At 73.0% G+C, this 14,675-nt stretch carries 14 protein-coding genes and 1 pseudogene; 10 read left to right on the forward strand and 5 right to left on the reverse strand.

Annotated elements, in window-relative coordinates; all coding sequences use genetic code 11:
• Positions 1-218 (reverse strand): GntR family transcriptional regulator (locus ABZ371_RS17955; protein ID WP_358680189.1); only part of this gene is annotated, 218 nt, incomplete at its 3' end.
• A gap of 46 nt (positions 219-264) precedes the next feature.
• On the opposite strand from ABZ371_RS17955, the gene ABZ371_RS17960 reads away from it, so the two are divergent.
• The gene (locus tag ABZ371_RS17960; protein ID WP_358680192.1) at positions 265-1,698 is read left to right on the forward strand and encodes an MFS transporter; all 1,434 of its coding nucleotides are present in this window, start codon (positions 265-267) and stop codon (positions 1,696-1,698) included.
• Between the two features lie 64 nt (positions 1,699-1,762).
• Positions 1,763-2,173, forward strand: coding sequence for a Rid family hydrolase (locus tag ABZ371_RS17965; protein WP_358680195.1), 411 nt, complete (start codon positions 1,763-1,765; stop codon positions 2,171-2,173).
• Between the two features lie 245 nt (positions 2,174-2,418).
• On the opposite strand, the gene ABZ371_RS17970 is transcribed toward ABZ371_RS17965, so the two are convergent.
• Positions 2,419-2,760: a DUF5713 family protein gene (locus tag ABZ371_RS17970; RefSeq protein ID WP_358680197.1), complete on the reverse strand. Its 342-nt coding sequence runs from the start codon at positions 2,758-2,760 to the stop codon at positions 2,419-2,421.
• A gap of 309 nt (positions 2,761-3,069) precedes the next feature.
• Here ABZ371_RS17970 and ABZ371_RS17975 point away from each other — a divergent pair, with 309 nt between their 5' ends.
• From ABZ371_RS17975 to ABZ371_RS17995, 5 genes are all read left to right on the forward strand, one after another.
• The gene (locus ABZ371_RS17975; protein ID WP_358680200.1) at positions 3,070-3,432 is read left to right on the forward strand and encodes a peptidase inhibitor family I36 protein; all 363 of its coding nucleotides are present in this window, start codon (positions 3,070-3,072) and stop codon (positions 3,430-3,432) included.
• A 219-nt stretch (positions 3,433-3,651) separates the two neighbouring features.
• On the forward strand, positions 3,652-4,809 hold the full coding sequence (locus tag ABZ371_RS17980) for an acyl-CoA dehydrogenase family protein (RefSeq protein ID WP_358680203.1): 1,158 nt from the start codon (positions 3,652-3,654) through the stop codon (positions 4,807-4,809).
• 20 nt (positions 4,810-4,829) lie between these two features.
• On the forward strand, positions 4,830-5,705 hold the full coding sequence (locus ABZ371_RS17985) for an acyl-CoA thioesterase II (protein WP_358680206.1): 876 nt from the start codon (positions 4,830-4,832) through the stop codon (positions 5,703-5,705).
• A 136-nt stretch (positions 5,706-5,841) separates the two neighbouring features.
• Positions 5,842-6,810 carry a cation diffusion facilitator family transporter gene (locus ABZ371_RS17990; protein WP_358680208.1) on the forward strand — a complete coding sequence of 323 codons (969 nt, stop codon included), beginning with the start codon at positions 5,842-5,844 and terminating at the stop codon, positions 6,808-6,810.
• Between the two features lie 131 nt (positions 6,811-6,941).
• Positions 6,942-8,180 carry a cytochrome P450 gene (locus tag ABZ371_RS17995; RefSeq protein ID WP_358680210.1) on the forward strand — a complete coding sequence of 413 codons (1,239 nt, stop codon included), beginning with the start codon at positions 6,942-6,944 and terminating at the stop codon, positions 8,178-8,180.
• 413 nt (positions 8,181-8,593) lie between these two features.
• On the opposite strand, the gene ABZ371_RS18000 is transcribed toward ABZ371_RS17995, so the two are convergent.
• Both ABZ371_RS18000 and ABZ371_RS18005 read right to left on the reverse strand, forming a co-directional pair.
• Positions 8,594-9,391 carry a phosphatase gene (locus ABZ371_RS18000; protein WP_358680212.1) on the reverse strand — a complete coding sequence of 266 codons (798 nt, stop codon included), beginning with the start codon at positions 9,389-9,391 and terminating at the stop codon, positions 8,594-8,596.
• A 158-nt stretch (positions 9,392-9,549) separates the two neighbouring features.
• Complete coding sequence (locus tag ABZ371_RS18005; protein WP_358680214.1) at positions 9,550-9,936, reverse strand: HGxxPAAW family protein; 387 nt, start codon at positions 9,934-9,936, stop codon at positions 9,550-9,552.
• 93 nt (positions 9,937-10,029) lie between these two features.
• Between ABZ371_RS18005 and ABZ371_RS18010 the strand changes: the two genes are divergently transcribed.
• The gene (locus tag ABZ371_RS18010; RefSeq protein ID WP_358680217.1) at positions 10,030-10,527 is read left to right on the forward strand and encodes a MarR family transcriptional regulator; all 498 of its coding nucleotides are present in this window, start codon (positions 10,030-10,032) and stop codon (positions 10,525-10,527) included.
• Positions 10,528-10,679: 152 nt separating this feature from the next.
• Here the strand turns inward: ABZ371_RS18010 and ABZ371_RS18015 are convergent, their stop codons facing one another.
• Positions 10,680-11,318, reverse strand: coding sequence for a TetR/AcrR family transcriptional regulator (locus ABZ371_RS18015; RefSeq protein ID WP_358680219.1), 639 nt, complete (start codon positions 11,316-11,318; stop codon positions 10,680-10,682).
• A 130-nt stretch (positions 11,319-11,448) separates the two neighbouring features.
• On the opposite strand from ABZ371_RS18015, the gene ABZ371_RS18020 reads away from it, so the two are divergent.
• Complete coding sequence (locus ABZ371_RS18020; protein WP_358680222.1) at positions 11,449-13,065, forward strand: carboxyl transferase domain-containing protein; 1,617 nt, start codon at positions 11,449-11,451, stop codon at positions 13,063-13,065.
• A 13-nt stretch (positions 13,066-13,078) separates the two neighbouring features.
• A pseudogene (locus tag ABZ371_RS18025) lies at positions 13,079-14,560 on the forward strand (biotin carboxylase N-terminal domain-containing protein); the annotation flags it as partial.
• Between the last annotated feature and the right edge of the window lie 115 nt (positions 14,561-14,675).

Genomic DNA, 14,675 nt, shown 5'->3' on the forward strand with positions numbered 1-14,675 from the left:
ACCGTGCCGCCGCGCCCCAGGGTCACGACCACCCCGCGTCCGCGCAGGTCCTTGTAGGCGGCCGCGACCGTCCCGGCGCTCACGCCCAGCTCCTGCGCCAGCCGGCGCACCGGGGGCAGCGGGGAACCCGGGCGCAACGCGCCGTCCGCCACACCCCGTTCGACGGAGGCGGAAATCTGTCTGGCCGTCCCGCCCACGATCCCATATTGTTCTGCCACAGAACACAGTTTGTACCGGTACAAAACCGCTGTCAAGGGGGTACCAATGCAGCCGACACCGGGCCGCGTCCCGTTCGCCCGGCGCCTCGCCGTGCCGGGCGGGCGGGACGGCCGGCGGATGCTGGTGGTCGCCGTCGTCGACAAGATCGGCACCGGCCTGTGGGGCGGCGCGGCGACGCTCTACTTCCTCTACGTCACCCACCTGTCCGTGGCCCAGATCGGTGTCCTCATGGGGGTGTCCGGCGTCCTCGGGTTCGCCGGCCCCCCGCTCGCCGGGCGGCTGGCCGACCGACTCCCCCTGATGCGCATCCTGGTCGCGACCCAACTGGTCCGGGGCGCGGCCCTGGTGGCGCTGCTGACCACACACGAATACGCGCTGCTGGTCCTGTACTCGGCACTCGGCGCCCTGCCCGATCGGGCGTCGAGTGTGCTGACGAAGCTGTTCGCCGCCCGGATCGCCGGCCCGCGGCGCGTCCGCTACCAGGCCGTCCAGCGCACCGCGGTGAACGTCGGGTGGGCCGTCGGCGGACTGGGGGCCGCCGTGGTGCTCAGCGTCGGGACCGTCGCCGCCTACCAGGCGCTGCTGCTCGCCAACGCCGCCTCCTACGCGGTCATGGCGGTCCTGACCCTCCGCTGCGCGGAACCCGCCGCTCCCGGCCGGGTGGTCGCCGGGGCGGGGCCGGCCGTCACGCGGGCCACGGCCGTCTCTCCCTGGCGCGACCGCCGTTACCTCGGGTTCACGGCGACGGAGGTCTGGCTCTTCCTGGACGACAGTGTGCTCCAGGTCGGGTTCCCCCTGTGGATCGTCCACGCCACCAGCGCCCCCGTCGGGCTGGCCCCGCTCGTCCTCGTACTGAACAGCGTGCTCGTCATCGGCCTCCAGGTGCCGCTGTCCCGCTTCGCGGCGAGCCGGGAGGCCGCCCGTCGCCTGCTCCTCCCGATCGGTGCCGCCTTCCTCACGGGCGGAGCGGCCCTCGCCGCCTCGGCCACCGGCGGCCCGTGGTTCGCCACCACGGCCGTCCTCCTCGCGGCCGTCGCGTTCAGCCTCGCCGAGATCCTGCACGCCCTGTCCTCCTGGGAACTCTCCGTCGCCCTCGCACCGGCCGAGGCGCAGGGCGCCTACCTCGGCGTGCACGGTCTGGCCCAGTCCGCCCAGCGCAGCCTCGGCCCGCTGGTCGTCGGGGCCGCCGTGAGTGCCGGACCGCTCGCCTGGCCGGTACTGGGCGCCACCCTCGTGGTGACCTGCCTCGCCCAGCACCGGCTGGTGCGCCCGCCCGGCTCGTCACGGGGAACGGCGGCACCGGTGGCACCGGTGGCGTCGAAGAAGCCGGAGACGCCGGAGCCCGGCGGCACCGGGAGTCCGGGAGACGCTGCGGGCCCCCTGCCGCAGCCGCGGCCTGACTCCGCACAGGCCACCGGGTGGCACCTGCGGCGGCCCGGCGCGAGGACCCCCTGGCGGGGGCCGCGGGCGAAAAGGTGAGGCGCTCACGGCCGACTCCTGTGAGGATGCGGGGACTTCCCCTCCCACGCGAAGGGCCTTCCGCATGCCCAGTGCCGTCACGCTGATCCGCTCCGCCCAGCTGTCCGATGTCGCCGAGTACGCCTACGCCGCCACCGCACCCGCCGACGCGCGGCTGATCTTCCTCGCCGGGGCGTGCCCCCTGAACGACGACGGTTCGACGGCGGCGGTCGGGGATTACGCGGGTCAGGCGCGAAGGGCCTTCGAGAACATGCGGACGGCCCTCGCCGCGGCGGGTGCGACCCCGCAGGACGTCGTCAGCACGAGGGTCCTCGTGGCCTCCGCACGCCAGGAGGACCTGGTGGCCGCGTGGGAGGTGGTCCGGGCCGCGTTCGGCGACCACGACGCTCCGAGTACCTTGCTGGGCGTCACGGTGCTCGGCTACACCGATCAGCTGGTGGAGATCGAAGCGGTCGCCGCCGTACTCGACCGCTGACCAGGACCGCGGAGCCGTGGCCGTGGCGGTAGCCGATGCCGGGTGGCGGTAACCGTTGCCGAAGTCCAGCGACGGCAGCAACGGCAGCGTCGCCGCCCACCGAAAGCGGGCGATCCGGATCCGGGCGCCGGAGCCGGCCAGCGCGCGCGGGCCGGCCCTGCGCGCCGGTCGCCCCGGCCCGTGGCGTGTCGATGCCCCTGGCACGGGCCCGACTCCCCCGCACCGCCGAGTCCGTCCGTACCCCGTCACCAGTTCCTCGCGGCGATCAGCTCCTCGGGATCCGCGTCGGCGTAGCCGTACGCCCTGGCGACGGCGGAGAAGTCCTCGCCTATCTCTTCACGGGCGACGGTCTCGATCTCACTGCCGGCCGCCTCGAACTCCGCCTCCAGGGCGTTGAACTCCTCCGTCGCCCCCTCGGTCAGGGCGTACAGCGCGGCCAGGTCCGCGGGGCGCTCGGTTTCGATGCGCTCGCAGAGCCGGACCAGGACGGCTTTGCCCTTGTCCACGACGTGGTCGGGGAAGTAACCGTCCTCGTACAGCCCCCGCAGGAACGCGTACCGGGTCATGTGCCGGTTCGTGATCGCCACCGCGACCGCCCCCTGTCCGATCGGTGATCCGTCGACCCGATCCTGCACGACGGCGCTGACAGTGCCGGCCGTCCGGCGACGGCGGCAGCGGGCCATACCCGCCGGACGGCAGCGCCACGCCGACCGGCCGACAGCACCGGCGCCGGCGCTCGCCCCTCCCCTCCCCCGGACGCGCGGGGGCGCGTTCCCGCGTGGCCCACGAGCCTCGGACGCCCCCCGTTCGGCCCTGTCTGCGCAGGTCACAGCCGTGCCAGGCTGGCAGCCGATCATCCGGAATCCGGGTCACCGCACTCAGGAGGGCTCCCCGCCTTGAACCGCATCACCGCACTCGCCGCCGCCCTGGTCACCCTCGCCTTCGGCCTCGGCACCGGGGCCGCGTCGGCCGCCCCCGCCGCGTCCTTCAGTTGCAGCTCCGGCAACTTCTGCGCCTACAGCGACTGGAACGGCGGCGGGACCCGCTGCCAGTGGCCGGACGAGCGGAAGGCGAACACCGCCGACAACTGCTCGTTCATCCAGCGGGGCGAGAACGTCCGCTCCGTGTGGAACGCGACCGGGCACCGCGTTCAGTACTACACCCAGACCAACTACAACGCCCGCGTGGGGTCCACCCCTTCGGGACAGGGCGGCAACCTCCAGGGCAACTACCAGATCCGCTCCTTCAAGCCCCAGTAGGTCTCCGCGCAGGCACGGGCACCGCGCACCCCGGTCACCGGACCCGGGTGCGCGGTGTTCGCCGCGCCCGCCTCCCCCGGAAAGCCGCTCCCGTAGCCGGCGTGCTCAGCATCACCCTGGACAGCCACCGTGACTGCCGGGTAACTTCTGATCAGGACTGAGCAAGCGCTTAGCCATCCTGACCGAAGCTGAAGCCGAAGCCGACTGAGGAGGCACCCCGTGCGCCGTACGGTTTACAACGAGGACCACGAGGCGTTCAGGGACACCATCCGCGCCTTCATCGAGGCCGAGGTCGTCCCCGTCTACGACGAGTGGTTCGCGGCGGGCCAGGCGCCTCGCGACTTCTACTACAAGCTCGCCGAGCTGGGCATCTTCGGCATCGAGGTGCCCGAGGAGTACGGCGGCGCGGGCGAGGAGTCCTTCAAGTTCGAGGCCATCCTGTACGAGGAGACCGCACGCGCGGGCGTTTCCTTCGGCGGCTCCGGGGTGCACGTCCTGCTCTGCCTGCCGTACATCAAGGCGTACGCCACCGAGGAGCAGAAGAAGCGCTGGCTCCCGGACTTCGTCAGCGGGAAGACGATGTACGCGATAGCCATGACCGAGCCGGGCACCGGTTCGGACCTGGCCGGCATGAAGACGACCGCCAAGCTCTCCGAGGACGGCACCCACTACGTCCTCAACGGCGCCAAGACCTTCATCACCGGTGGCGTGCACGCCGACAAGGTCATCGTCTGCGCCCGCACCGACGCCCCCAAGGCCGACGACCGCCGGCACGGCATCTCGCTGCTCGTCGTGGACACCAAGTCCGAGGGCTACTCGGTCGGCCGCAAGCTCGACAAGCTGGGCCTCAAGGTCTCCGACACGGCGGAGCTGGCCTTCGTGGACGTCAAGGTGCCCGTCGAGGACCTGCTGGGCGAGGAGAACAAGGGCTTCTCCTACCTCGGCCAGAACCTCCCGCAGGAGCGTCTCGGCATCGCCGTCGGCGCGTACGCCCAGGCCGCCGCCGCCGTGCGGTTCGCCCAGCAGTACACGCAGGACCGCACCGTCTTCGGCAAGACCGTCGCGTCGTTCCAGAACACCAAGTTCGAGCTCGCCGCCTGCAAGGCCGAGGTGGACGCGGCCGAGGCCGTGGTCGACCGGGCGATGGACGCGCACGACGCCGGTGAGCTCACCGCCGCCGAGGCCGCCTCCGCGAAGCTGTTCTGCACCGAGGTTGCGCACCGCGTGATCGACCGCTGCCTCCAGCTGCACGGCGGCTACGGCTTCATGAACGAGTACCCGATCGCCCGCCTGTACACGGACAACCGTGTCAACCGCATCTACGGCGGCACCAGCGAGGTCATGAAGTCGATCATCGCCAAGTCCATGGGTCTGTAGAGAGCGGCTACCTTCTCTCCATGAGCTCAGCACTCGATTCCCTGCTCGATCTGCTCGACCTCGAGCGGATCGAGCAGGACATCTTCCGGGGCACGAGCCGTTCCGCGGTCGTGCCCCGGGTGTTCGGTGGCCAGGTCGCCGCCCAGGCGCTGGTCGCGGCGGGGCGTACGGTCGCCCGGGACCGGGACACGCACTCCCTGCACGCGTACTTCCTGCGCGCCGGGGACCCCGGTGCGCCCATCGTCTACAACGTCGACCGGATCCGCGACGGGCGGTCCTTCACGACGCGCCGGGTCGTCGCCGTGCAGCACGGCAAGCCGATCTTCCACCTCTCGGCCTCCTTCCAGGTGCGGGAGGAGGGCATGGACCACCAGGCGGCCATGCCGTCCGCTCCCGACCCGGAGACGCTGCCCACCGCCGAGCAGATGCTCCCCCGGTACGCGGACCGCTTCAGCGACTCCACGGTGGTGGACCGGCTGATCGAGGCGCGGGCGGCCGTCGACCTCCGGTACGTGGACGCGCCGCCGTTCGCCAGCGTCGGCGAACCACGGGACCCGCGGTCCCAGGTCTGGTTCCGCACGCGGGGGAAACTGGCCGACGACCGGCTGCTGCACGTCTGCATGGCGACCTACGTCTCCGACATGACGCTGCTCGACTCGGTGCTCCTCGCCCACGGGCGCGGGGGCTGGGCCGTGGGGGACGTGGTGGGTGCCAGCCTCGACCACGCGATGTGGTTCCACCGGCCCTTCCGGGCGGACGAGTGGCTGCTGTACGACCAGGAGTCGCCGTCGGCGTCGGGCGGGCGCGGTCTCGGACAGGCCCGCATCTACACGGCGGACGGGCAGCTCGCCATCACCGTGATCCAGGAGGGCGTGGTCCGCGTCCCCAGGGACTGAGCCCGCTCCGTCCCGGTCCGCCTCCCCAGGGACCGGGCCCCGCGCATTCCGGTGCGCGTCCCCAGGGACCGGGCCCCGCGCATTCCGGTCGCGTCCCGAGGGACTGGGATCCGCGTATGCGGACATACTCGCCCCCATGAGCGACGAGAAGAGCCAGGACGAGAAGTCCGGCGGCGAGTCCACGTTCACCGTCGTCGTCGCGGCGGCCGCCAATCTCGGCATCACCCTCGCCAAGCTGGTGGCCGGGCTGATCAGCGGTTCGAGCGCGATGCTGTCCGAGGCCGCGCACTCCCTCGCCGACACGGTCACCGAGGTCATGCTCCTGACCGCCCTCAAGCGCAGTGGGAAGCCGGCGGACGAGGACCACCCCTTGGGCTACGGTCCCGAGCGGTACATCTGGGCGATGCTCGCGGCCGTCGCCACGTTCGTCGGCGGGGCGGTGTTCTCCCTCTACGACGGCATCCACACCCTGCTGCGGGGTGAGGAGCTGGGCGACCCCCTCGTCTCCTACCTCGTGCTCGCGGTCGCCTTCGTACTGGAGGGCTACTCGCTGCGCACGGGCGTCCGGCAGGTCCGCGGCGAGGCGGCCCGGCTCCGGATGCCCGCACCGCGCTATCTGCGCCGGACCCCCGACACGGCCGTCAAGGCCGTGGTGATGGAGGACTCCGCCGCCCTGGCCGGACTCCTGCTCGCCGCCGGCGGCCTGCTCGGCGGGCAGCTGTCGGGATCCGCGGTCTGGGACGGCCTCGCGTCGGTCCTCATCGGGCTCCTGCTCGTCTACGTGGCCTGGGTGCTCTGCCGCTCCAACGCCCAGCTGCTCATCGGCCGGCCCCTCCCGGCCGAGATGCGGGCGGGGGTGCGCGAGGAGCTGCTGTCCGTGCCGCACGTCGTCGGGGTACTGGAGCTGACCACCCTGATCCAGGGGCCGACCGAGCTGCTGGTGGCGGCGAAGGTCGACTTCCGGGACGCCTCGACCGCCGCGGAGATCGAGTGGGCCTGCGAGGAGGCGGAGCAGCGGCTGCGCGAGCGTTACCCGTCGATCCGGCGGGTGTACCTCGACCCCACGCCGGAGCGCCGGCGGCCGGAGGCGCGCGCCGGCGGGTGACACTCCCCCGGTGGCCACCCCGCAAGCCGGTCGCACGCCGCGACGGCGGGAGTACGACCGTGAGCCGGGGTGGGGCCCCTCGGCCGTGGGCAGATCCCTGCCGGATCTCTCGCCGACCGAGGAGCCCCGCCGTGACCCAGCACGTTGCGCCCATCGTCCTCGACCCCGCGGCCCGCGACGCGGACGCCGAACACCGCCTCCTGCGCGCCCAGGGGGCGGTGGCGCGCGTCGACATACTCGGGGTGGAGGCGTGGTCGGTGACCGATCCCGCACTCCTCAAGGAACTGCTGACGGGTCAGGACGTCTCCAAGGACGGCCGGCGGCACTGGCCCGGGTACGACGAGGCCGTACGGACGTGGCCGCTCGCCCTGTGGGTCGCAGCCATGAACATGTTCACGGCCTACGGGGGCGACCACCGCCGTCTGCGCCGCATCGTCGCCCCGGCCCTCAGCGCCCGGCGCACGGCCGCCCTGGAGCCGGTCGTCCAGGGAGTCGTGGACGGGCTGCTCGACGGCCTGGAGACGACTCCCGCGGGCGGCGTCGCCGAGCTGCGGGAGCGGTTCGCCTACCCGCTTCCCATCGCCGTCATCGGACACCTCATGGGTGTCCCGGAGGACCGGGGGGCCGACTTCCGCGGCCTGGTGGACGGGGTGTTCGACACCATGCTCACCCCGGAGGAGGCCGCCGGCAACAACCAGCGGCTGTACGCGATGCTCGACGACCTGATCGCCGACAGACGGGCCCACCCGGGGGACGACCTGACCTCGGCGCTGATCGCCATGCGGGCGGACGAGGACGGAGAGGGCGGGGCCGCACTGAGCGAGGGGGAACTGCGGGACACCCTGCTCCTGATGATCAACGCCGGCTATGAGACCACGGTCAACCTGGTCGACCAGGCCATCACCACCCTGCTCACCCACCCCGGGCAACTCGCCCACGTCCGTTCGGGCCGCGCCACCTGGGCGGACGTGGTCGAGGAGACCCTGCGGCACGAGCCGCCCGTCAAACACCTGCCCCTGCGGTACGCCGTCGCCGACATCCCCCTGCCGGACGGCCGGACCATCCTCAAGGGCGAGGCGATCCTCGCCTCCTACGCGGCCGCCAACCGCCACCCCGACTGGCATCCGGATCCGGACGCCTTCGATGTCACGCGCCTCACCAAGGAGCACCTGGCCTTCGGCCACGGCATCCACTTCTGCCTCGGGGCGGCCCTGGCCCGGCTGGAGGGGGTGACCGCGTTGCGGTCGTTCTTCGACAGGTTCCCGGACGCCGAACTCGCCGTGCCGGCGGACCGGCTGGAACCGATGGCCTCGCTGATCAGCAACGGCCACCGGTCCCTGCCCGTACGCCTGCGCCCGGCGGCCGCCTGAGGGCGGGCCGGGCCCGGGCGGCCGAGGACCGCGCAGAACCGCCGCACGTCCTCGGCCGGAAGCTCCGGCTGCTCCGGGGAGGGAGTCGTCGCCGCGCTCGAACACGCCCCGCCGCGCCACACGGTGGTCACGCTCGGCGAACCGGCGAACCGGCGGATCGCGAGGTCGACGGGCGGCGGGGGCGGGGACCACCTCTTGGTACAGGTGGGGCCGAGGAGCCTGCCGTGCCGGTGCGCCGTCTCCTCGCAGTTCTCCACGATCCCCTGGTCGCACGCCCGGGCGGCGGTGCCGGGGCGGTGCAACCCGGCGGCGGGACGGTGGAGACCCCGGACGGCGACAGGGGCGTCCCGGACACCGCAGCCGATTGCCCGGACACCCGACCCGGTGCCCCACCTGCCGGAACTCGCGGCCCGTTACGCGGGGTCCACGGATCCGGGCAGCCCGGCGGCGTCCAGCAGGTAGTCGGTCATCGGATCGTAGAAGCGCGGGTCGGTGACGTGGTCGTCCAGCGGCACGGTGACCTGGAGGGTTCCCTCCGCCTCGCCCAGGAAGAGCGCCGGGTCGTTGGAGTCGGCGTACCCGATCGAGTCGAGCCCGCGCTGACCGGCGCACCCGGCCCACCCGTGGTCGGCCACGACGAGGTCCGGCTGCGGCCGCCCCTCCCGCTCCAGGCCGTCCAGGACGGCGGCCATGGGGGCGGGGGAATGCGTGTGCCACAGGGTCGCGCCGCGCTCCAGGACCGCGACGTCCGCGAACTGGAAGACCATCCCCTCGTCCGCCATGAGGCCGCCGGGGATCCGCACGATCTCGCACCCGGCGGCGCGCAGCGCGGCCGCCGTCTGCCGGTGCACGTCCAGGAGCCCGCCGGGGTGCCCGGTCGCGAACAGCACCCGCTCGCCGGCGTCCGCCGCCTTGCGCAGCCGGGCCGCCATGCGGTCCAGGGCGGCCACGGTCAGCTCCGGGTCGATGGTGTCCTGTCCCTGCCGGTGTTCCGGGTCGTCGCTCACACCGCAGCGTTCGGCCATCACGGCCAGGACGTCCTGCTCGTCCCGCCACCGGTCGCCGAGCTCGAGCCCCAGCCAGTAGTGGCGATCGCCGTTGGCGAGCTTGCGGTAGTGGGAGAGGTTGTTGTCCCGGGGAGTGGCGACATCGCCCGCGATACGGCAACGGACGAGGTGCTCGACGAGGGCGGCACGGCTGGGTATCGGCATGCACCCATTGTGCCGTCAGTGGCGCGCTGCGTGCCTGGTGTCCCGCCATACGATCCGGTACGCCGCCTCACGGTCCGCCACGCCGCCACAGGTGCGGAACCCCCCCGGAGTGGATGGACCGTGGACCGGTGGCGGCCCCGCGGGGACGCCGCCCCGGTTCACCGCGCGGCACCGGCCCGCGCCACTCGCCCCGTGGGGGCCCCGCCGCGCGAAGGAGCCGTGTACGGGGCCGGCGCGGCCGCCCGGCCGCGGCCCGCCATCCGGCAGCCGAGGCAGCCCGGGTGGCCCCGCCGGGCTCCGGTGTCGCGGATCCGCCAGGGCTGCTCGGCCGGAGGCCGCGGGCCGGACCCCTTTCCCCAGCCGGTCAGGTGCAGGACCCAGGTGGTCACGGCCGCCAGGACGACGACCGCGAGGCCGAGCGCGAGCACCGCTGCCGACGTCGTGATGACCCCCGCCCCCAGCACGACGCTGCCCAGGACGCCGATGGCCGTGCCGGTCCAGCCGGCCACGGTGTGGCCCAGGTCGGCGTCACCGTGTGCGCTCATGTCGGCTCCTCGGGATGTGATAGTTCAGCGACCGGCACCGCACCGGCTCAGTAACTTACGAACTAAGCTACTTAGACACTAAGGGGATTTTGCGTGGACGGCAAGAAGCGCCCGGAGGCGACGGCCGACCAGGCGCTGCAGGCGATGGACCGGATGATCGCGCTGGCCCAGTTCGGGCAGCACGACATCGCCGGGCGGCTCGGCCTGAACACCACCGACCTGACCTGCCTCGGTTTCGTGATGGAGGCCGCCGTGGCCGGGACGACGCTGACCGCCGGCGACCTCGCGGAGCGGGCACGGCTGACCACGGGCGGGGTGACGGGCGTGCTCAACCGGCTGGAGAAGGCCGGATACGCGCGCCGCCAGGCGGACCCGGCCGACCGGCGGCGCCTGCACGTGGTGATGGACGCGTCGGCGCAGGCCCGCATCCTCGCGGTGTACGGCCCGTTCTACGCGCGCCTGGGCGCCCTGTTCGCCGACTACGGGCCGGACGAGATCGCCGTACTGACCGACTGGTTCGAGCGGGCCAGGGAGGCCATGCGGGAATCCCTGGACGAGATCAGGCGCGGTACCGACGGGGCCGAGGACTGACCGTCCCGCCACCGGCCCGCACCCACCAAGGCCGCCGAACGCCCGCTACCGCCTGCCCGCACCGGGGCGTCCCGGCCCGTCGGACCGCCGCGCGGACCGCCGTGACGGCCACCTACCGCCCGGGCCGACGGGACACCGGGCGCCCCGCCCGGTCACGAAGCCGCCGCCGCGAACGCCCCGCGGGCCAGCCGGTGCAGCAGGGCGGCCGTGGCCGCGCGGCCCGGGAGCGCCTCGGGACGGGTCAGGTGCGGGGTGGAGTTGAGCAGGCCGAACACCCCGTGGACCGTGACGCGCGCCTCGTCCTCCGCGAGGGCCGGATAGAGGGCGCGGACGACCTCGACCCAGACCTCCACGTACTGCCGCTGGAGCCGGCGCACGCGCTTGCGGTCGGTGTCACGCAGACGGTCCAGCTCCCGGTCGTGGAGAGTGATCAGGGGCCGGTCGTCGAGGGCGAAGTCGATGTGGCCCTCGATGAGGGCGTCCAGGAGCGCCTCCGGGGATCCGCCCGGCGAGGCGGCGTCCTCGGCGACGCGCAGCCTGCCGCCCTCCAGCAGGCGCTCGCTGATGCCGACGAGGAGCTCGGCGAGCATGGCGTCCTTGCCGGGGAAGTGCCGGTAGAGGCCGGGACCGCTGATGCCGACGGCCGCCCCTATCTCGTCGACGCCGACACCGTGGAAGCCGCGTTCGGCGAAGAGGCGCGCGGCCTCCCTGAGGATCTGCTCGCGGCGGGTGGGGGCCGCGACACGGGAGACGGCACGGGCGGCGTTGCGGTCGGCGGCGTGGGTGCTCATGGTGATTCATTCTAGACAGGGGGGTTAGCGCTCGTTAACCTGAACGCGACGCGTTAACGCTCATTAACCTTCGTCGGCTCCCGTCCCGCGGGCGGCCGACCACCGCGGTACGGGCAAGGGGGCTCGAAGCATGCAGCAGGCACCGGTCCTGGCGAGCGCGGCCGATCCCGCCTCGGAGGCCTGGCAGGCCAACGAGGCGGCGCATCACGCGCTCGCCGAGGAGCTGCGAACGCGGCTCGCGACGGCACGGCTCGGCGGGGGTGAGAAGGCCCGCGCCCGGCATGTGGCGCGCGGCAAGCTCCTGCCCAGGGAGCGCGTGGACACCCTGCTCGATCCCGGTTCGCCCTTCCTGGAGCTGGCACCGCTCGCGGCCGAGGGGCTGTACGGGGGCTCCGCGCCGGCGGCCGGGGTGATCGCCGGGATCGGGCGGGTCAGCGGCCGTGAGTGCGTGATCATCGCCAACGACGCGACCGTCAAGGGCGGCACGTACTACCCGATGACGGTGAAGAAGCACCTGCGCGCACAGGAGGTGGCCCTGGAGAACCGCCTGCCCTGTCTGTACCTGGTGGACTCGGGCGGCGCCTTCCTTCCGATGCAGGACGAGGTCTTCCCCGACCGCGACCACTTCGGGCGGATCTTCTACAACCAGGCCAGGATGTCGGGCGCGGGCATCCCGCAGGTCGCCGCTGTGCTGGGGTCGTGCACGGCGGGCGGGGCGTACGTCCCGGCCATGAGCGACGAGGCCGTCATCGTCCGGAACCAGGGCACGATCTTCCTCGGCGGCCCGCCGCTGGTGAAGGCGGCCACCGGCGAGGTCGTCACGGCGGAGGAGCTCGGCGGCGGCGAGGTCCACTCCCGTACCTCGGGGGTCACCGACCACCTCGCCGAGGACGACGCGCACGCGCTGCGGATCGTCCGGAACATCGTGGCGACACTCCCGGAGCGGGGGGCGCTCCCCTGGTCGGTGGAGCCCGCCGAGGAACCGAAGGTCGATCCCGCCGGCCTGTACGGGGCGGTGCCCGTCGACTCACGCACCCCGTACGACGTGCGCGAGGTCATCGCCCGGGTCGTCGACGGCTCGCGTTTCGCCGAGTTCAAGGCGGAGTACGGCCAGACGCTGGTCACCGGTTTCGCCCGGATCCACGGCCACCCGGTCGGCATCGTCGCGAACAACGGCATCCTGTTCTCCGAGTCCGCCCAGAAGGGCGCCCACTTCGTCGAGCTGTGCGACCAGCGCTCCATCCCGCTGGTCTTCCTGCAGAACATCTCCGGCTTCATGGTCGGCCGGGACTACGAGGCGGGCGGCATCGCCAAGCACGGCGCCAAGATGGTCACGGCCGTGGCGTGCACCCGGGTGCCCAAGCTGACCGTGGTCGTCGGCGGTTCGTACGGGGCGGGCAACTACTCCATGTGCGGGCGGGCGTACTCACCGCGCTTCCTGTGGATGTGGCCCAACGCCAAGATCTCCGTCATGGGCGGCGAGCAGGCCGCCTCCGTGCTGGCCACGGTGAAGCGGGACCAGATCGAGGGGCGGGGCGAGCAGTGGCCCGCCGAGGACGAGGAGGCATTCAAGGCCCCGGTCCGCGCCCAGTACGAGGAGCAGGGGAACGCCTACTACGCCACGGCCCGGCTGTGGGACGACGGCGTGATCGACCCCGTGGAGACCCGGCAGGTGCTGGGGCTCGCCCTGACCGCGTGTGCCAACGCCCCGCTGGGTGACCCCCAGTTCGGCGTCTTCCGGATGTGATGTGAGGACTTCCATGTTCAGCACTGTTCTGGTCGCCAACCGCGGCGAGATCGCGGTCCGGGTCATCCGGACCCTGCGCGAGCTCGGTGTGCGGTCGGTCGCCGTCTTCAGCGACGCGGACGCGGACGCCCGGCACGTGCGGGAGGCCGATACCGCGGTCCGGATCGGGCCGGCGCCGGCCGCCGGGAGCTACCTCTCCGTGGAGCGGCTCCTGGACGCCGCCCGCCGCACGGGGGCGGAGGCCGTCCACCCCGGATACGGCTTCCTCGCCGAGAACGCCGCCTTCGCCCGGGCCTGCGCGGAGGCGGGGCTCGTCTTCATCGGCCCGCCCGCCCCGGCGATCGCGCTCATGGGCGACAAGATCCGCGCGAAGGAGACGGTCGCCGCCGCCGGCGTCCCGGTGGTGCCCGGTTCCTCGGGAAGCGGGCTCACCGACGGTCAACTGGGCGACGCCGCCCGCCTGATCGGCATGCCCGTCCTGCTGAAGCCCTCGGCCGGCGGTGGCGGCAAGGGCATGCGGCTGGTGCGCGAGGAGGCCCTGCTCGCGGACGAGATCGCGGCGGCGCGGCGGGAGGCGCGCACCTCCTTCGGCGACGACACCCTGCTGGTGGAGCGGTGGATCGACCGGCCGCGCCACATCGAGATCCAGGTCATGGCCGACGGGCACGGCGGTGTCGTGCACCTCGGTGAGCGCGAGTGCTCGCTGCAGCGCCGACACCAGAAGATCATCGAGGAGGCCCCCTCCGTCCTGCTCGACGAGGAGACCCGGGCGGCGATGGGCGAGGCGGCCGTCCAGGCGGCGCGGTCCTGCGGCTACGTGGGCGCGGGCACGGTGGAGTTCATCGTCCCGGGCGACGACCCCGCCTCGTACTACTTCATGGAGATGAACACCCGGCTGCAGGTCGAGCACCCGGTCACCGAGCTGGTCACCGGCCTCGATCTGGTCGAGTGGCAGTTGCGGGTGGCCGCCGGCGAGCGCCTCCCGTACGCCCAGTCCGACATCACCCTCACCGGGCACGCCGTCGAGGCCAGGGTCTGTGCCGAGGACCCGGCGCGGGGCTTCCTGCCGTCCGGCGGCACGGTGATCGCCCTGCACGAGCCGCAGGGCGGCGGGGTGCGGACGGACTCGGGGCTGAGCGAGGGCGTGCCGGTCGGCAGCACCTACGACCCGATGCTGTCGAAGGTCATCGCGTACGGCCCCGACCGGGCGACGGCGCTGCGCCGGCTGCGGGCCGCCCTCGCGGACACCGTGGTCCTGGGCGTACCGACCAACGCCGGCTTCCTGCGGCGGCTGCTGGCCCATCCGGCGGTCGTCGCGGGCGATCTGGACACCGGCCTGGTGGAACGCGAGGCGGACTCCCTGGTGCCCGAGGGGGTGCCGGAGGAGGTGTACGCGGCGGCGGCGCTGCTGCGGCAGCCCTCGCCTTCCCCCGCCGCGGGCTGGGTCGACCCCTTCTCCGTGCCCAGTGGCTGGCGGCTGGGCGGAACGCCGGCGGAGACCTTCCACCACTTCCGACCGCACACACCGGCCGGGCCGTCCCGCTGCGCCGCAGCAACGTCGACACCGACCAGATCATCCCCGCGCACTGGCTGAAGAAGGTCACCCGCGA

The organism is Streptomyces sp. NPDC005899 (assembly GCF_040629645.1).
GTDB lineage: Bacteria > Actinomycetota > Actinomycetes > Streptomycetales > Streptomycetaceae > Streptomyces.